Genomic DNA, 25,511 nt, shown 5'->3' on the forward strand with positions numbered 1-25,511 from the left:
CTTTTACGAATAATATAACTGAAAGACAATTAGCAATAGTAAAAGGAATGATAAAATGGATAATTTTGATATTTATAAACTAAAAACAGCTGGTTTGACCAACCAACAAGTCATCAATGTATTGGAATACGCAGAAATTCGCGAAAAAGAATTGTCAGTCAAAGATATGGCAGTTGTCTCCGAATGTCGTAATCCTGCTCTTTTTATTGAAAAATATTTACAATTAGATGATGATTTATTACGTCAAGAATTTGAGAAATTCCCATCTTTTTCTATCTTGGAAGATGTATATCCTTGGGATTTGAGTGAAATTTATAATCCACCCGTTCTTCTTTTTTATAAAGGTAATTTGGATTTGCTAAAATTACCTAAAGTAGCTGTTGTAGGAAGTCGGAATAGTAGCCGAGTAGGCAGTCAATCCGTTCAAAAGATTATTAAAGAGCTAAACAATGAATTGGTTATCGTGAGTGGTTTAGCACGCGGAATTGATACCTCAGCTCACATGGCAGCATTGCAAAATGGTGGTCGAACAATTGCAGTTATCGGAACGGGTCTAGACGTTTTTTATCCAAGGGCAAATAAAAAACTCCAATCGTATTTGGGAGAACATCATCTAGTGCTTAGTGAGTATAGTCCTGAAGCAGAGCCATTAAAATTTCATTTTCCAGAGCGTAATCGGATTATAGCAGGATTGTGTAGAGGGGTTATTGTTGCTGAAGCTAAAATGCGCTCAGGCAGCCTTATTACTTGTGAGCGAGCAATGGAAGAAGGGCGAGATGTATTTGCTATTCCAGGGTCAATTTTAGATGGAAGAAGTGATGGCTGTCATCATTTGATTCAGGAGGGAGCAAAATGTATCACATCAGGGTCTGACGTACTTTCTGAATTCCAGTTTTAAAACAAGTTTTCCTATAAGAGAATGCTACTAGTTGACATCTTGAAAAAAATAGTTTAAACTCTATGAGGTTTATTACTTTTAGAAGGTGTTTAGATTGGCAACAAAAACAAAGAAAAAAACAACAGCTAAAAAAAATCTGGTGATTGTAGAGTCGCCAGCTAAGGCAAAAACAATTGAAAAATATTTAGGACGGAACTACAAGGTTTTAGCTAGCGTAGGTCATATTCGAGATTTGAAAAAATCTACGATGTCCGTTGATTTTGAAAATAATTATGAGCCAGAATATATCAATATTCGTGGAAAGGGTCCTCTTATCAATGATTTGAAAAAAGAAGCTAAAAAGGCTAAACAAGTCTATCTTGCGAGCGACCCAGATCGAGAAGGAGAAGCTATTTCTTGGCATTTGGCTCATATTCTAAATCTGGATGAACATGATAAAAATCGCGTTGTTTTCAACGAAATTACGAAAGATGCAGTTAAAAATGCTTTTAAAGAACCACGTCAAATTGATATGGATTTGGTAGATGCTCAACAAGCTCGTCGTGTACTTGACCGTATTGTGGGGTATTCTATCTCTCCAATTCTCTGGAAAAAGGTCAAAAAGGGATTATCTGCTGGACGTGTGCAATCTGTTGCTTTGAAGCTCATCATTGATCGTGAAAACGAAATTAATGCTTTTAATCCAGAAGAATATTGGACGATTGATGGAACGTTCAAGAAAGGTGCTCGGCAATTTCAAGCAAGCTTTTATGGTATAAATGGCAAGAAAATGAAACTTGCTATCAACGATGATGTCAAAAATGTTCTTTCTCAAATCAAGAATGATGAATTTACCGTGGAAAGTGTTGAGAAAAAGGAACGCAAGCGTCATGCTCCGTTACCTTATACTACATCATCTATGCAGCAAGACGCTGCTAATAAAATCAATTTCCGAACTCGCAAAACTATGATGGTCGCTCAACAACTCTACGAAGGAATCAATATCGGTTCTGGTGTGCAAGGTTTGATTACCTATATGCGTACAGATTCTACTCGTATTAGCCCAGTAGCTCAAAACGAAGCTGCAACTTTCATTACAGATCGTTTTGGCGAAAAATATTCTAAACATGGCAGTAGAGTCCGAAATACTTCTGGCGCACAAGATGCTCATGAAGCGATTCGTCCGTCAAGTGTATTTAATACACCTGACAATATCGCAAAATATCTAGATAAAGATCAATTGAAATTGTATACGTTGATTTGGAATCGTTTCGTGGCGAGTCAAATGACTGCTGCGGTATTTGACACGATGAGTGTGAAGTTAGAGCAAAATGGTGTTCAATTTGCTGCAAATGGTAGTCAGGTTAAATTTGATGGTTATCTAGCTATTTATAACGACTCTGATAAAAACAAAATGCTGCCAGACATGAAAAAAGGTGATTTGGTTAAGTGTATCAACACCAATCCTGAGCAGCATTTTACTCAACCACCAGCACGTTATTCAGAAGCAACTTTAATTAAGACCTTGGAGGAGAATGGCGTTGGGCGTCCATCAACTTATGCACCAACGATTGAAACTATTCAAAAACGCTACTATGTAAAATTAGTTTCCAAACGCTTTGAACCAACCGAATTGGGAGAAATTGTGAATTCATTGATTGTTGAATTCTTCCCAGATATTGTCAATGTGAAGTTTACCGCTGATATGGAAGCCAAATTGGATGATGTAGAAGTCGGAAAAGAGCAGTGGAAAAAGGTCATTGACGAATTTTATAAACCATTTGAAAAAGAAGTTTCTAAAGCAGAAACTGAAATGGAGAAAATTCAAATTAAAGACGAACCGGCTGGTTTTGATTGTGAAGTTTGTGGAAGTCCTATGGTTATCAAGTTAGGACGTTATGGTAAATTCTATGCTTGTAGCAACTTCCCCGATTGTCGTCACACCCAAGCAATTGTCAAAGAAATAGGCGTAGAGTGTCCTAAATGTCATCAAGGACAAATCATTGAGCGCAAAACCAAGCGCAATCGGCTTTTTTATGGTTGCAATCGCTATCCAGATTGTGACTTCACCTCTTGGGATAAACCGGTTGGTCGCTCTTGTCCGAAATGCGGTCAGTATCTTGTAGAAAAGAAAGTTCGCGGCGGTGGCAAACAAGTTGTCTGCAGCAACGGGGATTACGAAGAAGAAAAAGTAAAATAATTCAATGTTTTACATAATTTAACTTATGCAAATAATTTTCGTATCCACAAAAGGAGATTATATGAAAGAGAAGTTTCATGAGTTTTTAAAAATTTTCGAGGAATTAAATAAAATCGGAATCACTCCTTTGCTTATGGGTTCACTAGGGCTTGAACAGGTAACTGGCCACGACTGGCAAGCACGAGATATTGATATCCATGTTCCAGGAGATCCTAGGGGATGGGACGCACCTGATGAGGTACGAATTTATGATTTTAAAAAGATTGAAACGATTATGAACCAGCTTGGCTACCAATTAGTAGATTTGCACGAGCACGAATTTCAAAAAGGAAATCTATCGGTTGAGTTTGGTAGCATGAATACTTTGGAAAACTTTGCTGGGATTCCTTTAGATGAATTGGTAAAACATGAAACAGCAGGGGTAATTTATTTTCTTCCTGATGCTGAACAATATCTTAGGATTTACACAGCATCTTCGCAAGATTCCTATCGAAATGACCAAAATAATGATAAGGATTTTGTTAAAATTGCTTATCTGGAAAAAATGTTAAAGAAATAGATACATGACCAATCATTATATTCTTTACACCAATGTTTGAGGATGGATACTAATAAGTTAGTGTATTTGCGTTCTAGAAAGTCTCACTCGTCAGTAGAGGCTTTTTTTGTTATAATGATAAAGAATAATTAGAAAGATTTGTGGGAGTAACCCTCCCAAATAGGTATTCGTTGTATGTCTCAATCTTACATCAATGTCATAGGAGCTGGTCTGGCTGGCAGCGAAGCAGCTTATCAGATTGCTAAACGTGGTATTCCTGTTAAACTGTACGAAATGCGCGGAATGAAATCCACTCCTCAGCATAAGACTAGTGATTTTGCAGAACTAGTCTGTTCTAATTCTCTACGGGAAGATTCACTGACAAACGCAGTTGGTCTGCTAAAAGAAGAAATGCGCCGTTTGGATTCAATCATTATGCGAGCAGCAGAAGCTACGCGTGTACCGGCCGGAGGAGCGTTAGCGGTTGATAGAGAGAGCTTTTCAAAATCAGTCACCGATGAGCTAAATAATCATCCTTTCATTGAGGTTATTCGTGAGGAAATAACAGAGATCCCTAACGATACGATTACTGTTATTGCGACAGGTCCTTTGACAAGTGATGCGCTTGCTAAAAAAATCCATGCGCTAAATGGTGGAACTGGATTTTATTTTTATGATGCGGCAGCACCGATTGTAGATGTCAATACAATTGATATGGAAAAAGTTTATCTCAAGTCTCGCTATGACAAGGGAGAAGCTGCTTATCTAAATGCTCCCATGACTAAAAGTGAATTTATAGCTTTTCACGATGCTTTAGTCAATGCTGAGGAAGCGCCTCTCAATGCTTTTGAAAAAGAAAAATATTTTGAAGGCTGCATGCCGATTGAGGTGATGGCTAAGAGAGGGATAAAAACCATGCTCTACGGTCCTATGAAACCGGTCGGCTTGGAATACCCAGATGACTATCAAGGTCCTCGTGATGGCGAATTTAAGACGCCATACGCAGTCGTTCAGCTTCGTCAAGACAATGCAGCTGGGAGCCTTTATAATATCGTTGGATTTCAGACACATCTTAAATGGGGCGAACAGAAGCGCGTTTTTCGGATGATTCCAGGTTTGGAAAATGCAGAGTTTGTTCGCTATGGCGTGATGCACCGTAATTCTTACATGGATTCACCGAATCTTCTGACTCAAACTTTTCAGTCTAAAAAACAACAGAATATCTTCTTTGCGGGTCAGATGACTGGTGTAGAGGGATATGTGGAATCCGCTGCATCTGGACTCGTAGCTAGTATCAATGCAGTTCGTCTTTTCAATAGAGCAGAAGCTGTGATCTTTCCAGAAACAACTGCTATTGGAAGCTTACCTCATTATATCACGCACGCTGACAGCAAACATTTCCAGCCGATGAATATCAACTTTGGAATTATCAAAGAATTGGACGGTCCTCGAATTCGAGACAAGAAAGAACGCTATGAAAAAATAGCAAAACGAGCTCTACAAGCTATCGAAAGCTATCAAAATCTCTAATTTTCTTTCTGAAAAAATGGAAATAATGACGATAAGTTGTAAAAGTATTAAAAAAGTTAGGAATTCCTAACTTTTTTGCATATTTTATGATATAATAGATAAAAATTTTGAAAATAGAAAGTTTTCTGATAATGAACCATTCCTATTTTTACCTTGAAGTTAGAACACATGAATTAGAAGTGCCTTATACTAAACAAAAGCGTCGTGTTCGGGTGCTCCTTCCTAGAAATTATGAGCAAAATACTAAGAAATCTTATCCTGTAGTTTATTTTCATGACGGTCAAAATGTCCTTTATAGTAAGGAGTCTTTTAGCGGTCATTCTTGGAAGATTATTCCAACAATTAAGCGAAATCCGGACATTGAAAAAATGATTGTGGTAGCTATTGACAACGACGGTTTTAATCGAATGAATGAGTATTCTGCTTGGAAATACCAGGAGTCAACTATTCCAGGTATAGAATTTGGAGGCAAAGGGACAGAGTATGCTGAGTTTGTCATGGAAGTTGTCAAACCCTTTGTTGACGAGCATTATCGTACCAAGTCAGACCGAGCACACACGGGCATGGTTGGTTCTTCTTTGGGTGGAAATATTACGCAGTTTATGGGAATTGAATACCAAGAGCAAATCGGTTGCTTGGGGGTTTTCTCATCTGCGAACTGGCTGCACCAAGAAGCATTCAATCGTTATATAGAACGTCATAACTTATTAGCAGATCAGCATATTTATATTTATGTTGGAACAGAAGAAGCAGATGATACAGATAAAACCTTGATGGCTGGCAATATCAAGCAAGCTTATATTGATTCGTCATTAACCTACTTTCGTCAGTTAATTGCAGGTGGTTTAGATTTGGAAAATCTATTGTTTTATATCCAAGCCGGTGCAGAACACAATGAAATGGCTTGGGCTGAGCATTTACCTGATTGCCTTCGCTTCTTTAGTGAAAAATGGTAAATAAATCAATTAAGAATATGAGAAGAGAATTTATATGCATGTTGAATTTTTAAGTCATTGGAGCGGTAATTTAAGCCGTGAAATGTATGTGAATCGTTATGGACACGCTGGAATGCCTGTAATCGTTTTTGCTTCATCAGGAGGCAGTCATAATGAATATGCAGATTTTGGTATGATTGAGGCTTGCTCATGGTTTATCGAAACAGGAAAAATCCAATTTTTCACTTTGAGTAGTGTAGATAGTGAAAGCTGGCTGGCTGATTGGAAATCTCCTCACGACCGAGCAGAAATGCACCGAGCCTATGAGCGCTATGTCATTGAGGAAGCCATTCCTTTTATCAAGCATAAAACAGGTTGGTTTGATCCAATGATGACGACAGGTTGTTCCATGGGAGCCTATCACGCTGTTAATTTCTTTCTCCAGCACCCCGATGTCTTCAATAAAGTCATTGCACTGAGCGGAGTTTATGATGCGCGCTATTTTGTTGGTGATTGTTTAGAGGATGAAATAATTTATCAAAATTCACCGGCAGATTATATTTGGAATCAAAATGATGGCTGGTTTATTGATCACTGTCGCAATGCTGATATTATTGTCTGTACAGGACTTGGTGCATGGGAGCAGGACGGACTACCTTCTTTCTATACCTTAAAAGAAGCCTTTGAGCATAAGAATATTCCTGCATGGTTTGCTGAATGGGGATATGATGTTTCGCATGACTGGATTTGGTGGCGCAAGCAAATGCCGTATTTTCTAAGTCAATTAAACTTATGATTAGAAAGGAAACAATATTATGAACTATATCGTTATTTCACCTTATTATCCGCAAAATTTTCAACAATTTACCGTTGAACTTGCTAACAAAGGCATTACTGTTTTAGGGATTGGGCAAGAGCCCTATGATCAATTAGATCAACCTCTGAAAAATGCTTTAACAGAATATTTTCGTGTGGAAAATCTAGAAAATCTCGATGAAGTTAAACGTGCTGTAGCCTTCCTTTTTTACAAGCATGGACCAATTGACCGCATTGAGTCACACAATGAATATTGGTTGGATCAAGACGCTCAACTACGTGAACAATTTAATGTTGTAGGACCAAAACCAAAAGACTTGAAAAAGACAAAATTTAAGTCTGAAATGAAGAAACTCTTTAAAAAGGCTGGAGTTCCTGTCGTTCCTGGTCAAATTGTAAAAACCTTGCAGGCAGTTGACATGGCTGTCAGTAAAATTGGACTTCCGATGATTGCGAAGCCAGACAATGGAGTTGGCGCAGCAGGAACTTATAAACTTGAAAGCAGTGAAGATGTTGAACAATTTAAACAAGAGTGGGATAAGCAAACCGTTTATTTCTTTGAAAAATTCGTTGATTCTGGACAAATTTGTACGTTTGACGGATTACTGGATTCAAAAGGAAATATTGTGTTTTCAACAACTTTTGATTATGCTTATACCCCTTTAGATTTAGTTTTGAATCATTATGAAAACTCATATTATATTATAAAAGATATGGATTCAAAATTACGTCAATATGGGGAAGTTATCATTAAAGCGTTTGGCATGAAAGAACGTTTCTTCCATATTGAATTTTTCCATAATGGAGATGATTATATCGCCATAGAATACAATAATCGTCCAGCGGGCGCTTTCACTATTGATTTGTATAACTTTGCTCACTCCATTGACCTTTATCGTGGATATGCAGATATTGTGAATGGCGAACCTTTCCCACAACCTCAAGTCGAAGCACAATATGGCTTGGTTACTTCACGCCGTTCAACCTCAAATTATGTGTATTCAGAAGAAGAATTGCGTGCAAAGTACGGCGATAAATTAAAAGCAGTCAAAATCATGCCAAAGGCATTTGCAGATTTACAAGGAGATGTTCATTATATTTTGACAACACCAAGTCGTTTGGAAATCGATCAAATGATAGAGGATTTTGGGAAAAAGTAGAAAAATCTATTTGTGAAATTTTTATTTTGTCAATTCAAATCAGCTTGCCAGCAAGGTTAGCTGATTTTTCTTTGTGAAATTCTGCAAGCATAAATTTTGACAGTTTTTTTAGGATTGGTTAGAATGTGATTGTAGAAACCAAGTTTAGAAAGGTAAAAAATATGGCAATGTTAGATAAAAATCTCTTGTTAGAGATGTTTCGGAAGATGGAAGAAATTCGTCGGATGGACCTAAAAATTGCTCAACTCGTGAAAAAGGGGAAAGTTCCAGGTATGACTCACTTTTCAGTTGGAGAAGAAGCAGCAAGCGTTGGAGCTATGTTGGCCCTCAATCCTGATGATTTGATTACATCTAACCATCGTGGGCATGGTCAGGCGATTGCTAAAGGGATTGATCTGAATGGCATGATGGCAGAAATCATGGGTAAATACAACGGAACCTGCAAAGGAAAAGGTGGCTCCATGCATATTGCTGATTTGGATGCTGGAAATTTAGGAGCAAATGGTATTGTTGGCGGAGGTATAGGAATCGCAGTCGGTGCAGCCCTTACTCAGCAAATGCATCATACAGGAAAGATCGTTGTCTGTTTCTTTGGTGACGGAGCAACGAACGAAGGTGTTTTTCATGAAGCGGTTAATATGGCCTCTATTTGGAATTTGCCAGTGATTTTCTATTGTATCAATAATGGCTATGGTATTTCTGCGGATATTAAGAAAATGACCAATATAGAGCATATTCACGAGCGCAGCGCAGCTTATGGCGTTCCAGGTATGTTCATCGAAGATGGCAATAATGTTTTGGATGTCTATGAAGGTTTCCAAAAAGCTGTAGAGCATGTTCGCAGTGGTAAAGGACCTGTCTTAATCGAGAGTGTGACCTATCGTTGGTTGGGACATTCATCTTCTGACCCAGGTAAATACCGTACTCGTGAAGAAGTAGAAGAATGGAAGAAAAAAGATCCAATCGAAAATCTTCGTAAATATTTACTCGCAAATCAGATTGCAAGCGATGAAGAGTTAGAGGCTATTCAAGCAGAGGTTAAAGAAGCAGTAGAAGCATCTGTAAAATTCGCGGAAGAAAGTCCATTCCCACCGCTTGAATCAGCTTTTGAAGATATTTATGCAGATTAAAGAGAGGAGATTGAACAATAATGGAAACAAAAACAATGTCTTTCCGTGACACCATTATCCTTGCCATGTCTGAGGAAATGCGTCTTGATGAAAATGTGTTGTTAATGGGAGAAGATGTCGGCATTTTCGGAGGAGATTTCGGAACATCCGTCGGAATGTTAGAAGAATTCGGTCCAGAACGAGTACGTGATTGTCCAATTTCTGAAGCAGCTATTTCAGGAGCTGCAGCAGGAGCTGCCATGACAGGCCTTCGTCCTATTGTAGATATGACTTTCATGGACTTTTCTGTCATTGCCATGGATGCGATTGTCAACCAGGCTGCTAAAACACGTTATATGTTTGGTGGTAAAGGACAAGTTCCGCTAACAATTCGTTGCGCAGCTGGAAATGGTGTCGGATCAGCTGCTCAACACTCGCAATCTTTAGAATCTTGGTTTACCCATATTCCCGGTCTCAAAGTCGTAGCGCCTGGAACTCCCGCAGATATGAAGGGATTGTTGAAATCTTCAATTCGCGACAACAATCCTGTTATTATCCTTGAGTATAAATCAGAATTCAACCAAAAAGGCGAAGTTCCACTTGACCCTGATTATACAATCCCTCTCGGTGTTGGTGACATCAAAAAAGAAGGAATGGACGTAACAGTTGTGACTTATGGAAAAATGCTCCGCAGAGTTATGCAAGCAGCTGAAGAATTGACAGAAGAAGGCATTTCAGTAGAAGTAGTCGATCCTCGTACCTTGGTACCACTTGATAAAGATATTATTATTAACTCAGTTAAAAAAACAGGAAAAGTCGTTCTGGTCAACGATGCCCATAAGACCAGCGGCTATATCGGAGAAATTTCGGCTATTATATCTGAGTCTGAAGCCTTTGACTATCTGGATGCACCGATTCGTCGCTGTGCTGGAGAAGACGTGCCGATGCCTTATGCTCAAAATCTTGAAAATGCCATGATTCCGACAGTAGAATCCATCAAAGACACTATCCGTAAGACTTATCATAAAGAGTAAGGTGTAGATAAACAATGATTAACATTTACGTAATTTAAATTATGTATAAATAACTGAGAATAAAAATCCGATTTTTGCTAATATTACTAGAATAAAAACAAAAATAAGGGCAAATGTTGCCTCGACCAATGAATTATTTAAGAATGAGAGAGATCATGGATGACAAAAAATTAAGAGCGACCCCTGCAGCTAGAAAGCTGGCAGACGATCTGGGAATCAATCTTTACGATGTTTCCGGTTCAGGCTCAAACGGTCGCGTCCACAAGGAAGACGTGGAAACCTATCAAGATACCCATGCGGTTCGGATTTCACCGCTGGCCAAGCGCATTGCCGAGGAGCACAATATCGCCTGGAATGAGATTCAGGGAACTGGGCACCGCGGCAAGATTATGAAGAAGGATGTCCTGGCCTTCCTGCCTGAAAATGTCGAAAGTGACAGCATCAAGTCGCCGGCTGTTATTGAAAAGGTTGAAGAAGTACCAGATAATATCACGCCTTACGGTGAGATTGAGCGTATTCCAATGACACCGATGCGCAAGGTTATCGCCCAACGGATGGTGGATTCCTATCTGACGGCGCCGACCTTTACCCTCAACTATGATGTGGATATGACGGAAATGCTGGCCCTACGCAAGAAGGTTATAGATCCAATCATGGAAGCGACCGGCAAGAAGGTGACGGTCACAGATTTGCTGTCGTTGGCTGTGGTTAAGACCCTGATGAAGCACCCTTATCTCAATTCCTCCCTGACCGAGGACGGCAAGACCATCATCACCCACAACTATGTCAATCTGGCCATGGCTGTCGGTATGGATAATGGTCTCATGACACCTGTAGTCTACAACGCTGAGAAGATGAGTCTGTCTGAGCTAGTTGTGGCCTTCAAGGATATCATCGGCCGGACCCTGGATGGCAAGCTGGCACCGAGCGAGCTGCAAAATTCTACCTTCACCATCAGCAATCTGGGCATGTTTGGTGTCCAATCCTTTGGCCCGATTATCAATCAGCCTAACTCTGCGATTTTGGGAGTTAGCTCAACCATTGAAAAACCAGTCGTAGTAAACGGAGAAATTGTGATTCGACCAATTATGAGTCTTGGATTAACCATTGACCACCGAGTCGTGGACGGTATGGCAGGTGCTAAATTCATGAAAGACCTAAAAGAACTGATTGAAGACCCAATTTCAATGTTGGTATAAGAGAAAGTTTAAATGAGAGGAAAATAAAAACATGGCCTTAGAAGTAATTATGCCAAAAGCCGGCGTTGATATGACAGAAGGACAGATTGTTCAATGGAATAAAAAAGTTGGCGAATTTGTAAAAGAAGGAGAAATCCTTCTGGAAATCATGACAGATAAAGTCAGCATGGAGTTAGAAGCAGAGGAAGATGGCTACTTGATTGCTATCTTGAAAGGAGACGGTGAGACTGTTCCTGTAACGGAAGTTATCGGTTATCTGGGCGAAGAAGGAGAAAATATTCCGACTACTGTGGCTGCTTCAGATGCTAGTTCAACACCAACTGCAACCACAACTTCTAACGATGATAATAAGAGTGATGATGCTTATGATATTGTGGTTATTGGTGGCGGACCAGCTGGCTATGTGGCAGCAATTAAAGCAGCTCAATTAGGAGGCAAGATTGCCCTTGTTGAAAAATCTGAACTAGGTGGAACCTGCCTCAACCGTGGCTGTATCCCGACTAAGACCTATCTTCACAATGCGGAAATTATTGAAAGTCTAGCCCATGCAGCAAACCGTGGTATTATCATTGAAAATCCAAACTTTACTGTCAATATGGATAAAGTTTTGGAAACCAAAAACAAGGTTGTCAATACACTTGTCGGAGGCGTTGCAGGTCTGCTTCGCAGCTACGGCGTTGATGTTTACAAAGGAATTGGTACCATTACCAAAGATAAGAATGTCTTGGTGAATGGTGCTGAACTTCTTGAGACCAAGAAGATTATCTTAGCTGGTGGATCAAAAGTCAGCAAGATTAACGTTCCAGGCATGGAATCATCACTTGTTATGACTAGCGATGATATTCTGGATATGAAGGAAGTTCCAGAAAGTTTAGTAATCATCGGTGGTGGCGTTGTTGGTATTGAGCTAGGACAGGCTTTCATGACCTTTGGTAGCAAGGTGACGGTTGTTGAAATGATGAATCGGATTGTTCCAGCTATGGATGCAGAAGTCTCTAAAAACCTTCGACTCATTCTTGACCGCAAGGGCATGACCATTTTGACAGAGACCAAGTTGGAAGAAATTGTCGAAGAAAATGGCAAGCTCCGCATCAAAGTTGCAGGAAAGGAAGATATCATAGCTGATAAAGCTTTGCTTTCTATCGGACGAGTGCCTGATTTGGAGGGAATTGGCGAGGTTGACTTTGAACTAGACCGAGGTCGTATCAAGGTCAATGAATATATGGAAACTTCTGTTTCAGGAATTTACGCGCCTGGAGATATTAACGGTACCAAGATGTTGGCGCATGCAGCCTTTCGTATGGGAGAAGTAGCTGCAGAGAATGCTCTCAAAGGCAATCACGTAGTTGCTAAATTAAATCTAACTCCAGCAGCCATCTACACTTTGCCAGAAGTTGCGGTAGTCGGTCTGACAGAAGAACAAGCTCGAGAAAAATATGATATAGCTATCGGCAAATTCAACTTCGCAGCAAACGGACGAGCAATTGCATCTGATGCTGCTCAAGGATTTGTCAAAGTAATTGCTGATAAGAAATACGGAGAAGTTCTCGGTGTTCACATCATCGGTCCCGCTGCAGCCGAGTTAATCAATGAAGCCTCTACTATCATCGAAATGGAAATCACGGTGGAAGAGATGCTCAAGACCATTCACGGTCATCCGACATTCTCAGAAGTTATGTACGAAGCATTTGCAGACGTACTCGGCATGGCTATTCATGCTCCAAAGAAAAAATAAAAGGCACTATTGAGATGAAATACATTATTAACAACAGTAATGATACAGCTTTTAATATCGCACTTGAGGAATATGCTTTCAAGCATCTCCTTGATGAAGATATGATTTTCTTGCTTTGGATCAATAAACCCTCTATCATTGTCGGACGTCATCAGAATACTATTGAAGAAATCAATCGTGACTATGTCCGAGAGCATGGCATTGAGGTTGTTCGTCGTATCAGTGGAGGTGGAGCTGTTTATCATGACTATAACAATCTCAACTATACCATCATTTCCAAAGAATCTGAAAACAAAGCCTTTGATTTTAAGAGTTTCTCTATCCCAGTCATCAAGACTTTGGAAGAATTAGGTGTAAAAGCAGAATTTACAGGACGCAACGATCTGGAAATTGACGGGAAAAAATTCTGTGGCAATGCACAAGCCTACATCAATGGTCGAATCATGCACCACGGCTGCCTGCTTTTTGACGTAGAATTATCCGTCTTAGCGAATGCCTTAAAAGTTTCCAAAGATAAGTTTGAGTCCAAAGGAGTCAAATCTGTTCGAGCTCGTGTAACCAATATCGTTGATGAATTGCCTGAAAAAATTACTGTCGAGCAATTTCGCGACCTCCTGCTAGACTATATGAAGAAAGAACATCCAGAAATGACAGAATATGCCTTTTCTAATGATGAACTAGCTGAAATCAACCATATCAAGGAAACTAAATTTGCTACTTGGGATTGGAACTATGGCAAATCGCCAGCATACAATGTTCGTCGTGGTACCAAGTTTACTAGTGGTAAAGTCGAAATCTTTGCCAATGTTGTTCAGTCAAAAATCGAAAACATCAAATTTTACGGAGATTTCTTTGGAATCGAAGATGTAGCAGCAGTAGAAGAAGTCCTCAAGGGTGTTAAATATGAAAGAGAAGATGTTTTAAATGCTCTTGAAAACCTGGATATTTCTCGCTATTTCGCTGGAATTAGCCAAGAAGAAATTACAGAAGCAGTGGTCGGCTAAATCACAAGACTATAACAATAGAAAAACATCCTTACGTTTATTTAACTAAGGATGTTTTTTCTATTGTTTGAAGAAGCTGGTTATCAGGATGTTCAGATGCTTCTGGGATACACCACAGCCAATAATCGCTTGGAGAATATCCGCTTTGGAGCAAGTTCCTTATTATCGAACCCTACAGAAATTATTGGATAGAATTTTTATAAAGAGGACGAAACATCATAGCAAATGCGAGGTTTTCCTTCATTATTATATTGACAAGCAACTAGAAAAGTACTAGACTAAAGTTAGAAATATATCATAAAATGTCACAAAAATCTGTCAAACTTCTTCGTTTTAGAAAGGATGGTTACTATGGCTAAATTAGATGGAAAAGTTGCTTTGATTACTGGAGCTGCTGTCGGTCTGGGTCAGGGCATTGCCTCAGTCTATGCCAAATATGGCGCCAAGCTCTGCCTTTTCGATCGAGACCCTCAAGTAGAAGCAACTGCTCAAGAACTTCGTGACAGCTACCAAATAGATATTATCAGCTATATCGGTGATGTCAGTCGTCTAGAAGATTTGGAAGCGGCTGTCTCTCAGACTATCCAAGCCTTTGGGCATCTTGATATTGCCTGCTGTAATGCTGGTATCTGCAAGCTGGCGCCCTTTGAAGAAATGACAGACCAGATACGGGATCAACATATTAATGTCAATATCAAGGGCGTTTGGAACACTTGTCAGGCAACCATCAAGCCCATGTTGAAACAGAGAGCAGGCGCTATCGTCATCGCATCATCTGTGACAGGCGATTTGGTTGCTGATGCTGGAGAAGCAGCTTATGCGATGACCAAGGCAGCTCTGGTCGGCTTAACCAAGGCCTTGGCAGTAGAATATGCCGATCGCAATATCCGAGTTAACTGCAGCCAGCTAGGCTATGCTCGGACACCGATGGTCGAAAAAATGGCTCTGGAATCCAACCCAGAACATCCAGAAGTTCCTATTCAAGATATTGCGGCCGCTGTCCCAATGAAAAGATTAGCTAAACCGCAAGAAGTAGGGGAACTCTTTGCCTTTTTAGGTAGTGACGAATCCTCCTATCTTACAGGATCTCAAATTGTCATTGACGGCGGTAGTACCCTACCAGAAACTATGAGCATGGGCACAAACTAGCAGCATTTAGCTCAATTCAAATAAAAAGTTTGCATACCTTAAATTATGCAAACTTTTTATTTTATAAATTATCCAATGCATTTTTTTGTTCGTCATTAACAATATGGGTGTAGAGGTCTGTAACTTGAGTACTGGCATGTCCTAGCTGATGACTGACCAAAACTTGAGATTTAGTAGCATCATAAAGTCGAGTAGCCAGCGTATGGCGGAGTTTATGAGGTGTCACTCGAACTTTGAAATCTTCAGAATACTTAGCAACCATCTTTTCTACACTAGAAGCATCAATCCGGTTAGGAACACCTCTATATTCTGTCAAAAAGAAGGCAGTATCGGATTTTTCAGCTTTATAGCGTTTGGCCCGAATCTCAAGATAGGCTTCCAAGTAGGGTTTGGCAAAAGCTGCAACATTGACAGAATCTCTTTTTCCGCCCTTACGAGTCACTTCAATGACCATCATTTTTAGGTTAAGGTCCTTCAAATCAAGATTGACCGCCTCGGATAGGCGAATACCAGATGCAAGAAGCAATGCTATAATTGCCAAATCTCGCTCTTTATTTTTGTCGAAAGAGGAGAGGGCGCGGTTAGATAAACTTTTAGGATATTCTTCATCAATATAATTCAAAAATTGTTCAGTTTCCGTGCCTAAAAAGAGCTTTTGTTTAATATTTTCAGCTCGTGCAGCTAAAGTTTCTTTCTTTTTCTTAGTGGACACTTTTTTCATAACATTACGATAAAAATAAGGCTCTCCATTCTCATTTTCCACCTCTTCAGTTAAATATTTATAAAGGCTAGAGAGAGCTGAAAGAGTGCGGTTAATAGTTGTTTGAGATACTCCATTTTGCGTGGTATTAGCATTAAGCAACGGTCGTTCCCGTAGGTAAAGGATAAATGATTCCATATCTTTTTTAGTCATATTTTCCAACACCGATAAAGGAATTTCCGCAATCTGCGATGCATCAGCAATCCCAGAATCCAACACCCAATGGAAAAATCGATTGTATTCCTTGAGGTATTCATATAAGGTCGTAAAACTATAAGGAACAGTCAATTTAGACTGATAGTATTCCAAAACGTACCAAGGCATGATTGTCTTTAGTTTTTCAATTCTTGCTAAAAGTATTTCACGTTTCATAAAGGATCTCCATTATTTTATTCTATATAAGAAGTATAGCATAGCTCTATATTTTTTTCAAGAAAATTATAGTTTTTCGGAAAGATGTTGGGGAGATTGCATATAAAACAATCATTAATATATAAAAAATAAGCCGGTGCGCGATTTATTGAACGGCTTATTTTTTATATTTGATTATTTCCGCTTTTTCTTTGCTTTTTTCATTTTATTTGCCATGCGTTTCATAGCTTGTTTAGTTGCAAATTCACCAATTTTTCCCTTAAGTCCACCACCAAACATTTGGCTCATATCCGGCATGCCAGTGCCTCCTAAACTTGACATATCAGGCATACCACCTTGCCCCATCATACCTTCTAGAGCTGTCATATCTGGTATTCCTCCTCCGCCAGGCATGTTCTTAGGCATATTGTTGGGGGTTAGTCCCATTTGCTTCATCATCTTATTCATATCACCAGACATGACACCCTGCATGACAGATTTGGCCTGATTAAAGTCCTTGATAAACTTATTAACTTCGACAAAGCTATTACCAGAACCTGCAGCAATCCGACGGCGGCGACTTGGGTTGAGAAGATTGGGGTTTTCTCGCTCAGCTGGTGTCATAGATGATACAATGGCACGTTTGCGAGCAATTTCATTTTCATCTACCTTAAAATTCTTCATGGCAGGATTATTGGCCATACCAGGAATCATCTTTAGTAGATCTTCCATTGGGCCCATATTTTGAACCTGATCTAGTTGGTCAATGAAATCATTAAAATCAAAGGTATTTTCTCGCATTTTTTCAGCCATCTCAAGTGATTTTTGCTCATCGTACTCCTGAGAGGCTTTTTCAATTAGGGTCAGCATGTCTCCCATGCCTAAAATCCGACTAGACATTCGATCTGGGTGGAAAATTTCAATGTCTGTAATTTTTTCCCCAGTACCAGTAAACTTAATCGGTTTACCAGTAATTTGGCGGACGGATAAAGCAGCACCACCACGTGTATCGCCATCAATCTTAGTCAGAATAACCCCAGTTACTTCTAACTGAGCATTAAATTCACGAGCTACACTGGCAGCTTCTTGCCCAATCATGGCATCGACAACCAAGAGAATTTCATTTGGTTGAGCAAGTGCTTTGACATCACGCAGCTCATTCATGAGTTTCTCATCGATTTGCAGACGACCAGCTGTATCAATCAGCACATAGTCATTGTGATTAGCCTTGGCTTGCTCCAGACCTTGACGGACAATCTCGACTGCTGGTACTTCTGTTCCTAACGAAAATACTGGTACATCAATTTGCTGACCAAGAGTTTTGAGCTGGTCAATAGCTGCCGGGCGATAAATATCAGCAGCAATCATCAAAGGTCGAGCAGCTTCTTCTTTCTTAAGTTTATTGGCTAATTTTCCTGCAAATGTAGTCTTACCAGCCCCTTGGAGACCGACCATCATGATAATGGTCGGAATTTTAGGAGATTTGATAATTTCTGCTGTATCAGAACCCAATACAGTGGTCAATTCTTCGTCAACAATCTTGATAATTTGTTGAGCAGGATTTAACGTATCAATAACTTCGTGTCCGACAGCGCGCTCGCGAACTTTTTTGATAAAGTCTTTGACAACTGGTAAAGCTACATCGGCTTCCAAGAGTGCCATACGAATTTCTTTGGTCGCTTCTTGGACATCACTCTCTGAAATTTTTCCTTTTCTTCGTAGATTTTTAAAGACGTTTTGTAAACGTTCGGTTAAACTTTCAAATGCCATAAAATGTATTTCTCCTAGTTAATGATATTGATTTGTGCGTATTTTTTTACTAACAATTCACTATTCTCGATTGTCAATACTAGATAAGGTTGCAATTTGCTTTTGTAAATAGGTATCGTCAGCATATTTCTCTATTATTTGATCGAAAATTTGGCTTCTAACGATATAATCTGAATACATGTGAAGTTTCATTTCATAGTCTTCTAAAATCTTCTCAGTCCGTTTGATGTTATCATAAACAGCTTGACGGCTAACTTGAAACTCTTCAGCAATCTCAGCGAGACTATAATCATCTGCATAATAAAGTTCAATATAATTCATTTGTTTATCTGTTAGAAGTGCTGCATAAAATTCAAATAGAGCATTCATTCGATTGGTTTTTTCAATTTCCATAAAATTTATTATACCAAAAAATACAGTAAAACTCTACTAGTGAAGAGATTTACCTAACTAAAAACACTCCCACATCAGCGACAGTGTTTATATATCTTAAATTAGGTAATATAAATTAATTGTTTTCTAAATAAAATTCAAATCGTTCGCCGACATATTGACTTTTGACATATTCAAAAGCCGTTCCATTGTCAAAATAAGAAATCTGTGTCAAACCAAGAATCGCATGACCTTTAGGAATTTCCAGGTAATGCGCAATCCTTTCTTTGGCAAGACGTGCATAAATGGTTTGTTGGGATTTTCCAATTTTATAGCCGTGTTTTTGTAATGTTTGGAAAAAATGACTAGTAATTTCTTCTTTGTTAAAATTTTTAATAAATTTTTCCGGAATTGAAGCGACTTCATAAACTACAGGAATGTGATTAGCATATCGTACTCGTTCCATACGAATGACGTTTTCAGTCTTTTCGATTTCTAATTTTTCGACTTCTTCTTTACTTGGTAATGTTCGACGATAAGAAATAAGCTGACTCGAAGGCGTCTTTCCTTGGGCTTTGATAATTTCAGTAAAGCTAGTTGTGCCACGCATCTTTTCCTGAACCCGTGTACTAGCTACAAATGTACCACTTCCCATACGACGTTCCAGTACTCCTTCTTCTACTAAAAGAGTGATGGCTTGACGAAGTGTCATGCGGCTAACCTCAAATTGTTCGGCTAAATCACGCTCACTTGGCAAGCGTTGTCCGATTTTCCAAATTTCTTCGTCGATTTCTTTTTTTATTTGATCGTGAATTTTCATATAAGCTGGAAGCATAGTAACCTCTTTCAAGACGGATTTCCTCTTTTTATTGTATTATCAATTGAAATAAAAGTCAATTCTCACTCAATGAGATTGGAAAAAGTCTCTATTTTGTGTTAGAATAAACAAAGAAATTTCATTTGAGAAAGGGAAGAAATGACAATTACAACTGAATTGCACGATGTTGAAAGAATCATTGTATTGGACTATGGCAGTCAATATAATCAGCTCATCTCACGCCGTATACGCGAGATTGGTGTTTTTTCTGAACTAAAAAGTAATAAAATTACAGCTGCTGAAGTTCGTGAAATAAATCCAGTCGGAATTATCCTGTCTGGTGGGCCAAATTCTGTTTATGAAGAAGGTTCATTTGATCTTGACCCTGAAATTTTGGAATTGGGCATTCCGATTTTAGGAATTTGTTATGGAATGCAGCTTTTAACTTACAAATTAGGTGGAAAAGTTGTACCCGCAGGAAACGCTGGAAATCGTGAGTACGGTCAGTCAGAACTCATTCATATGGATTCACAACTGTTTGCAAGCACTCCTGAACAACAAATTGTTCTTATGAGTCATGGAGACGCTGTTACAGAAATTCCTCAAGGGTTTGTACGAACCGGAACTTCTGCCGATTGTCCATTTGCAGCTATTGAAAATACATCCAAGAAAATCTATGGCATCCAATTCCACCCTGAAGTTCGTCATTCTGAGTTTGGCTACGATATTCTTCGCAACTTTGCTCTTGATATTTGTGGCGCTAAAGGTGATTGGTCAATGGATAATTTTATTGATATGCAAATTAAGCAAATTCGAGAAACTGTTGGAGATAAACGCGTTCTTCTTGGTCTATCGGGTGGTGTCGATTCATCAGTTGTTGGTGTTCTCCTTCAAAAAGCTATTGGAGACCAGCTTATCTGTATTTTTGTAGATCATGGCTTGCTCCGTAAGGGAGAGGCGGAGCAAGTTATGGATTCTCTTGGCGGGAAATTTGGTCTTAATATTATTAAAGCAGATGCTGCCAAGCGTTTCCTTGATAAATTAGCTGGTGTATCTGATCCAGAACAAAAGCGTAAAATCATTGGTAATGAGTTTGTTTATGTTTTTGACGATGAAGCTAGCAAGTTAAAAGATGTAAAATTCCTCGCACAAGGAACGCTTTATACTGACGTTATCGAATCTGGTACAGATACTGCTCAAACTATCAAGTCTCACCATAATGTTGGTGGTCTGCCAGAAGACATGCAGTTTGAGCTGATTGAGCCTCTCAATACACTTTATAAAGACGAAGTTCGTGCGCTTGGTACAGAACTTGGTATGCCAGATGAAATTGTTTGGCGTCAGCCATTCCCAGGTCCAGGACTTGCCATTCGTATTATGGGCGAGATTACCGAAGAAAAACTCACAACTGTTCGTGAATCTGATGCCATTCTTCGCGAAGAAATCGTGAAAGCTGGACTCGATCGTGATATTTGGCAATACTTCACTGTGAATACTGGTGTTCGTTCGGTAGGTGTCATGGGAGATGGTCGAACTTATGACTACACTATTGCAATTCGTGCTATTACTTCTATTGACGGAATGACTGCAGATTTTGCTAAAATTCCTTGGGAAGTATTGCAAAAAATCTCCGTTCGTATCGTCAATGAAGTAGATCATGTTAATCGTATTGTCTACGATATTACCAGCAAGCCACCAGCAACGGTTGAGTGGGAATAATATATAAGAGTAACTTTGGCTAAGAATCCTTGATTTAACAGCATTTTACCTATTATAAAAAGTGTTAAAATGAGATAAATACATTTGGATTGTCTCCAAAGTGTCTCCAAAAAAAGAGGTCCTAAATAAAAATTAGGACTTCTTTTTTGTAAATTGGCTATTTTTTAGAATTCAACTTGTGATTATCAATTTCTTTTTTTACTTCTGATACTGCTGTCTGTGTAACCTTAGTAGCTACTTTAGCTGTTGTTTTTCCAAAAGCTATACTTTTTTTCGCTACTTTTTTTAAATCTTCCTGATTGATACGAAATCCTTCCTCTTTGAATAGCATCACTCCAGCAAAGAAACTTGCAGCAGCACAAAGATAATACAGAATCCCTCCAAAACCAAGGCTTCCTGAATGTCCTAACAGCTCACCAGTGATAGATAGCTGAATGAAAATCGCATAGATATTTAGTAGGAGGATAAGGCCAAATTGAATTTTGCTAAACACAATGGACTTACTCGTCACTAAGGATAGGAGGAAAGTTGCAACAAATGCTCCATACCAAAGAACAAATAATAGCAGTGTTGATGGGGCACCTAAGTAATTTGCTACTGCTGAACTCATCGGTGTTAGCGAGTATCCTCCTCCTGAAACAACAGGTAACAAAAAAGTAATTAATCCTAACAAACTTGCTCCAGTTACAATTTTTTGATATTTCATAGTATGTTTCCTTTCTTAACATCACTTAATCTTTAATCAGTATCAACTGTACTTTTTATAAACTCCATATTTTTTCCTTCTCTTATTATCTATTCTTCTACTAAATTTTTCGTACCTAATATATCTAAATATGGATATGACTTTTCGGGCATATCTCGTGTGATTAATGGACTCTTTCCAAAAGCAGCATACTTTGAATCATAGATATCACCAATGTTAAACGATGAGGTATCAATTTTTAAAGTACGACTTTCTCTATCTACTTTTAATGATTTTGAATCCAAGAAGTCCGCTGTATATTTTACAAAAGTAGGTAATTCAATCTCTTCATTGACAATTGTATTTCCAGTATCATCAGTCGCAACTTTTGCTGAAAGTTTTTGTTCAGTAACACGTTTGCGATAAGCTTTATAGCCCGAATCTCCCTGTAAACTTGACAAACTACTTTTAATATTTTCAAGGGCTGGAACATAAAGATGATTTTCACTATCACTTGGCCATTTTATAAGTGCTGTATCCACTATATCTGAAAATGATTGAAAATAAGAATCGTATGCTTCTCTATCAATTTTTTTAGCCTTTTCAGTGATTTCTTTATTTGATAAATTTTTGATATCTGATAACGTTAATAGTTCATCAGACCAACCTGGACCATTTTCAACATTACTTTTTGATGTATAAGTAATTAAATGATAGTATGTTGCTTTACCATTTTTTATAACATATAAACCAGTTATATTCGCATCTTTAGATATTTTATACGTATCAAACCAAATACGCTCAGTATCTTCATTAGCTAATTTCATAAACCCAATTGGTTTGACTTTTTCTGCACTCTGTACATTCGCTTTTGCGTTTTGTGTCTGTGAATTGGTAGACTGATTGGCTGAACAAGCAGTCAGAGCTGCACTTGCAAATAATACTCCACAAGCGAGAATGAATAAACTTCTTTTTTTCATTGTTATACTCCTAAAAGTTATTATTGGAAATAATTCTTTCCAAATCTTATTTTAACATATTGTGGACATATACACAATATGAAATAATACACATTCTATTTATAATAGTAATGAAAGGAGTTGATTACTATTATAAGTTTTGAACCATTATGGCAAACAATGAAAGACAAAGATATTTCACAGTATCGACTTCTAAAATCAGGTATAGATAATAAAACACTTGATAGCCTTAAAAAGAATAAGAATATTACGCTTTTAACACTTGAAAAACTCTGTAATATTTTAGATTGTAAACCCAACGACATTATAGAATTTATCCCAGATACATAAAACAACGATTCCTACTAATAAAAGTAAGAATCGTTTTAAATTTGTCAAATTTCACTCTTTGTCCTTATAAAATTCTAGATTTTCTTTTTGTATCCTATAAGCAAAATACTTTTGATTAGATTCAATAATCTTTTGTTGAACCTCTACAGGTACGGATGATTGTTCATCAATCTCTAACTGGATAATGTCATCATTATTTAAATCATTTTTTATCAAATATTTACAACAGTCTTCAATCGCTTTGATATCTATATGAACACTCAACTTTTCTTGAATAATCTTTAAAATGACATCAATTTTTGTATCAATAGTGCTTAATCGTATGTCAGTTGCAAAATTATTGCTATCGTCGCCTGATTTATAGATTTCTAATATTTCATCTTGTAAATCTCCGAATCTGCTATAACCATTCTCATCTTTGGTATACAATTTTTCCAAATCTGCGTTATATTGCTTGATAACTTCACTTTCCGAAACATACTGCTCCTTAATTTTCGACTCAATCTTTTCTATTACCTCTTTAACTTTTGATGGCCTTGAACGATAAAGAACATCTTTAAGTTCTCCGATCATATAATCTTTCATGCAATGTAGAATAAAATAATTTTGCTCATTTAAAGTTAATGCATCCCAATTTCTATTACCAAATTCTTTTTTATAAATACGATTCGCTTGCGTTCTAATTCGATTTTTCATATCAGTTGCTAAACTTTCGTAGTTAATTTGATATGACTTGTATAAAGCTATAAGCATAGGGTTAGTTAATTTTTTCATATTATTTTCTCCCAAGTGTTCGTTTTAAATAAAATTGTTCGTTTAATTTTTGCTTTATTTTATACTATTATTCAAATAATTTCAAGGTTTTATTAAGGATTTAATTTTTCTTTTTATGTTCGTTTTGATTCGATATAATGTATTCATAAAAAAGAAAGGAGCTTAGCGAGATGACTGAGAATGAAAATTTTATAAGTGATTGGTTGAAACAGTATTTGCTGAAGAAAAATGCAAATTTTACTGACAAGCGATATGAAACCAGAACCAAAAGACTTATGAATGAATTACTTGAAAAACCACCTGATATATATTTAAGGCAACAAGTATTGATTTCAAATATCCCTTTTCATAAGCAAACTCCAGGGTCGAATATGGCTCTACTGTATCAAGTGCTTATTGATTTTATTGATTACTTACTTAAATAGAGGAGAACATACTATGGCAAAAATTACATATCAATCATTTTCAAAAAATTTACAAGAAGTTACTTTACAAAAAACTGAAAAGACTCTTAAGACCAGTGAAAAGACTGGTGCGGAATACACAGTTGAATACATTCCTACATTGCAGGTGCTAGCAATTACAGCACCTGAAGAACACAATGGAAAGTACCGCTATTCAATTATTGATACTAACAATGATTTGGAATATACAGTTACAGCGCCTACTAAAGTTGATGCTAAGTTTGGTACACCATTAGTTTTCAAAAATGTTCGTGGCGGATTCATGGATAAAACAGTTTGGTTTGCTGCTGAATCGGTATCGGTAGTAACTCGTAACAACAATGGTTAAGCGCAAATATAGAAGGGTCAAACCAACTCCGAATTGTAAACCTCAGGGCTATCAACTTTCTCTGATAGCCCTAGTGGTTACTACTATTCTAACTGCTTTGATTATCTTCATAAGCCAAACGGTAACTATATTAACAAAATACTTTTTTACACATCTATTATACATGATTATAATAGATTTAATCAACTTACTACTGCTACTATACTTTTGGTCTCGACGTGAAGAGGTATCAACTATTTCAATACCAAGCATGTCTAGCGACGCCGATAGATTATCCAAAAGATTGAAGCGACTATTTAATTCTAAGAAAATCATTGATGTTCTCAAGCTATCAAACAATACTCGCTATGGCAACGAAATGCCTGAAATCCATGTTTGGATTGATGATAATTTATCAGAAGGCTATATTGCCATTGAAAACATTGCCAACTGGGAGCGTGCCGACCGTGAAAAGTTTGAACAAAGGGTATCAGGGATACTTGCTGGAAAGCATCAACGTTTTGCCATTGTAAACTCAGAACTAACATCTGGTGATAGCTATATCCTTTTCTATTTCGAGGATACGCTGACTTCCCAAAGGTTGCATGTAAAAGACAATACAGAATCCTTAAAAGAGTTTATCAGTGATAATAAACATGCCATTCGCCTGTCTAAAGACCTCATTTGGTATTCTGATATAACCCCTATGATGAGTATAATTGCTCGTACTAGAGCAGGAAAATCAGTTTTAGCTGGTCGGTACATGGCTAACTTAATGTTGCTACAGGATTGGATGGTAGAATACAATTCTGCCAAATATGACCGGTATGTAAAAGAGTTTAACGGACAATCTGACCCTACTAAGATTGTAGAACGTGCTGAATATTGGTGCTCCG

General features: G+C 37.9%; 24 protein-coding genes and 1 pseudogene. 18 read left to right on the forward strand and 7 right to left on the reverse strand.

Features of this window, described 5'->3' with window-relative positions:
* The first annotated feature begins 55 nt into the window (after positions 1-55).
* The 13 genes from dprA (at position 56) to ucpA (ending at position 15,286) form a co-directional block, all read left to right on the forward strand.
* Positions 56-898, forward strand: a complete 843-nt coding sequence (gene dprA, locus HMPREF2963_RS06095) for a DNA-processing protein DprA (RefSeq protein WP_070669208.1) — start codon at positions 56-58, stop codon at positions 896-898.
* 85 nt (positions 899-983) lie between these two features.
* Positions 984-3,077, forward strand: coding sequence for a type I DNA topoisomerase (gene topA / locus HMPREF2963_RS06100; RefSeq protein ID WP_148132062.1), 2,094 nt, complete (start codon positions 984-986; stop codon positions 3,075-3,077).
* Between the two features lie 61 nt (positions 3,078-3,138).
* A complete protein-coding gene (locus HMPREF2963_RS06105) occupies positions 3,139-3,636 on the forward strand; it encodes a phosphoribosylanthranilate isomerase (RefSeq protein ID WP_070669210.1) in 498 nt (165 codons plus the stop codon).
* A gap of 174 nt (positions 3,637-3,810) precedes the next feature.
* Positions 3,811-5,145 carry a methylenetetrahydrofolate--tRNA-(uracil(54)-C(5))-methyltransferase (FADH(2)-oxidizing) TrmFO gene (trmFO, locus tag HMPREF2963_RS06110; protein ID WP_070669211.1) on the forward strand — a complete coding sequence of 445 codons (1,335 nt, stop codon included), beginning with the start codon at positions 3,811-3,813 and terminating at the stop codon, positions 5,143-5,145.
* A 131-nt stretch (positions 5,146-5,276) separates the two neighbouring features.
* The gene (locus tag HMPREF2963_RS06115) at positions 5,277-6,101 is read left to right on the forward strand and encodes an alpha/beta hydrolase (protein ID WP_006269503.1); all 825 of its coding nucleotides are present in this window, start codon (positions 5,277-5,279) and stop codon (positions 6,099-6,101) included.
* 34 nt (positions 6,102-6,135) lie between these two features.
* Positions 6,136-6,876 (forward strand): esterase family protein, encoded by a 741-nt coding sequence (locus HMPREF2963_RS06120; protein ID WP_070669212.1) that lies wholly within the window; start codon positions 6,136-6,138, stop codon positions 6,874-6,876.
* 19 nt (positions 6,877-6,895) lie between these two features.
* On the forward strand, positions 6,896-8,056 hold the full coding sequence (locus tag HMPREF2963_RS06125) for an ATP-grasp domain-containing protein (protein ID WP_070669213.1): 1,161 nt from the start codon (positions 6,896-6,898) through the stop codon (positions 8,054-8,056).
* Between the two features lie 161 nt (positions 8,057-8,217).
* The gene (locus HMPREF2963_RS06130; protein ID WP_070669214.1) at positions 8,218-9,186 is read left to right on the forward strand and encodes a thiamine pyrophosphate-dependent dehydrogenase E1 component subunit alpha; all 969 of its coding nucleotides are present in this window, start codon (positions 8,218-8,220) and stop codon (positions 9,184-9,186) included.
* Between the two features lie 20 nt (positions 9,187-9,206).
* Positions 9,207-10,199, forward strand: a complete 993-nt coding sequence (locus HMPREF2963_RS06135; RefSeq protein WP_006269486.1) for an alpha-ketoacid dehydrogenase subunit beta — start codon at positions 9,207-9,209, stop codon at positions 10,197-10,199.
* 155 nt (positions 10,200-10,354) lie between these two features.
* Positions 10,355-11,398, forward strand: a complete 1,044-nt coding sequence (locus tag HMPREF2963_RS06140; RefSeq protein WP_006269553.1) for a dihydrolipoamide acetyltransferase — start codon at positions 10,355-10,357, stop codon at positions 11,396-11,398.
* Positions 11,399-11,429: 31 nt separating this feature from the next.
* A complete protein-coding gene (gene lpdA, locus HMPREF2963_RS06145; protein WP_070669215.1) occupies positions 11,430-13,133 on the forward strand; it encodes a dihydrolipoyl dehydrogenase in 1,704 nt (567 codons plus the stop codon).
* Between the two features lie 14 nt (positions 13,134-13,147).
* Positions 13,148-14,137: a lipoate--protein ligase gene (locus tag HMPREF2963_RS06150; RefSeq protein WP_070669216.1), complete on the forward strand. Its 990-nt coding sequence runs from the start codon at positions 13,148-13,150 to the stop codon at positions 14,135-14,137.
* A 351-nt stretch (positions 14,138-14,488) separates the two neighbouring features.
* Positions 14,489-15,286: an SDR family oxidoreductase UcpA gene (ucpA, locus tag HMPREF2963_RS06155; RefSeq protein ID WP_003069088.1), complete on the forward strand. Its 798-nt coding sequence runs from the start codon at positions 14,489-14,491 to the stop codon at positions 15,284-15,286.
* Positions 15,287-15,347: 61 nt separating this feature from the next.
* Here ucpA and xerS read toward each other — a convergent pair whose 3' ends face one another.
* From xerS to HMPREF2963_RS06175, 4 genes are all read right to left on the reverse strand, one after another.
* Complete coding sequence (xerS, locus tag HMPREF2963_RS06160) at positions 15,348-16,418, reverse strand: tyrosine recombinase XerS (RefSeq protein ID WP_070669217.1); 1,071 nt, start codon at positions 16,416-16,418, stop codon at positions 15,348-15,350.
* Between the two features lie 174 nt (positions 16,419-16,592).
* Complete coding sequence (ffh, locus tag HMPREF2963_RS06165; RefSeq protein WP_070669218.1) at positions 16,593-18,167, reverse strand: signal recognition particle protein; 1,575 nt, start codon at positions 18,165-18,167, stop codon at positions 16,593-16,595.
* Positions 18,168-18,227: 60 nt separating this feature from the next.
* On the reverse strand, positions 18,228-18,560 hold the full coding sequence (locus HMPREF2963_RS06170) for a putative DNA-binding protein (RefSeq protein WP_003069097.1): 333 nt from the start codon (positions 18,558-18,560) through the stop codon (positions 18,228-18,230).
* 115 nt (positions 18,561-18,675) lie between these two features.
* Positions 18,676-19,374, reverse strand: a complete 699-nt coding sequence (locus tag HMPREF2963_RS06175; protein WP_020997788.1) for a GntR family transcriptional regulator — start codon at positions 19,372-19,374, stop codon at positions 18,676-18,678.
* A 141-nt stretch (positions 19,375-19,515) separates the two neighbouring features.
* On the opposite strand from HMPREF2963_RS06175, the gene guaA reads away from it, so the two are divergent.
* Positions 19,516-21,075 (forward strand): glutamine-hydrolyzing GMP synthase, encoded by a 1,560-nt coding sequence (gene guaA / locus HMPREF2963_RS06180; RefSeq protein ID WP_070669219.1) that lies wholly within the window; start codon positions 19,516-19,518, stop codon positions 21,073-21,075.
* Between the two features lie 157 nt (positions 21,076-21,232).
* Here guaA and HMPREF2963_RS06185 read toward each other — a convergent pair whose 3' ends face one another.
* Together HMPREF2963_RS06185 and HMPREF2963_RS06190 are read right to left on the reverse strand one after the other, a co-directional pair.
* Positions 21,233-21,781 (reverse strand): hypothetical protein, encoded by a 549-nt coding sequence (locus HMPREF2963_RS06185; protein ID WP_070669220.1) that lies wholly within the window; start codon positions 21,779-21,781, stop codon positions 21,233-21,235.
* 89 nt (positions 21,782-21,870) lie between these two features.
* Positions 21,871-22,740 (reverse strand): hypothetical protein, encoded by an 870-nt coding sequence (locus HMPREF2963_RS06190; RefSeq protein WP_070669221.1) that lies wholly within the window; start codon positions 22,738-22,740, stop codon positions 21,871-21,873.
* 159 nt (positions 22,741-22,899) lie between these two features.
* On the opposite strand from HMPREF2963_RS06190, the gene HMPREF2963_RS06195 reads away from it, so the two are divergent.
* Positions 22,900-23,070, forward strand: a complete 171-nt coding sequence (locus tag HMPREF2963_RS06195) for a helix-turn-helix domain-containing protein (RefSeq protein WP_006267696.1) — start codon at positions 22,900-22,902, stop codon at positions 23,068-23,070.
* A 51-nt stretch (positions 23,071-23,121) separates the two neighbouring features.
* On the opposite strand, the gene HMPREF2963_RS06200 is transcribed toward HMPREF2963_RS06195, so the two are convergent.
* Positions 23,122-23,844, reverse strand: coding sequence for a protein kinase family protein (locus tag HMPREF2963_RS06200; protein ID WP_020997785.1), 723 nt, complete (start codon positions 23,842-23,844; stop codon positions 23,122-23,124).
* A 170-nt stretch (positions 23,845-24,014) separates the two neighbouring features.
* Here HMPREF2963_RS06200 and HMPREF2963_RS06205 point away from each other — a divergent pair, with 170 nt between their 5' ends.
* The 3 genes and pseudogenes from HMPREF2963_RS06205 to HMPREF2963_RS06215 all read left to right on the forward strand — a co-directional run.
* Positions 24,015-24,269, forward strand: a complete 255-nt coding sequence (locus HMPREF2963_RS06205) for a hypothetical protein (protein WP_006267790.1) — start codon at positions 24,015-24,017, stop codon at positions 24,267-24,269.
* Between the two features lie 13 nt (positions 24,270-24,282).
* Positions 24,283-24,636, forward strand: coding sequence for a hypothetical protein (locus HMPREF2963_RS06210; protein WP_070669222.1), 354 nt, complete (start codon positions 24,283-24,285; stop codon positions 24,634-24,636).
* A gap of 283 nt (positions 24,637-24,919) precedes the next feature.
* A pseudogene (locus tag HMPREF2963_RS06215) lies at positions 24,920-25,511 on the forward strand (cell division protein FtsK); the annotation flags it as partial.

This window comes from Streptococcus sp. HMSC067A03 (genome assembly GCF_001814295.1).
Classification (GTDB): Bacteria; Bacillota; Bacilli; order Lactobacillales; family Streptococcaceae; genus Streptococcus; species Streptococcus constellatus.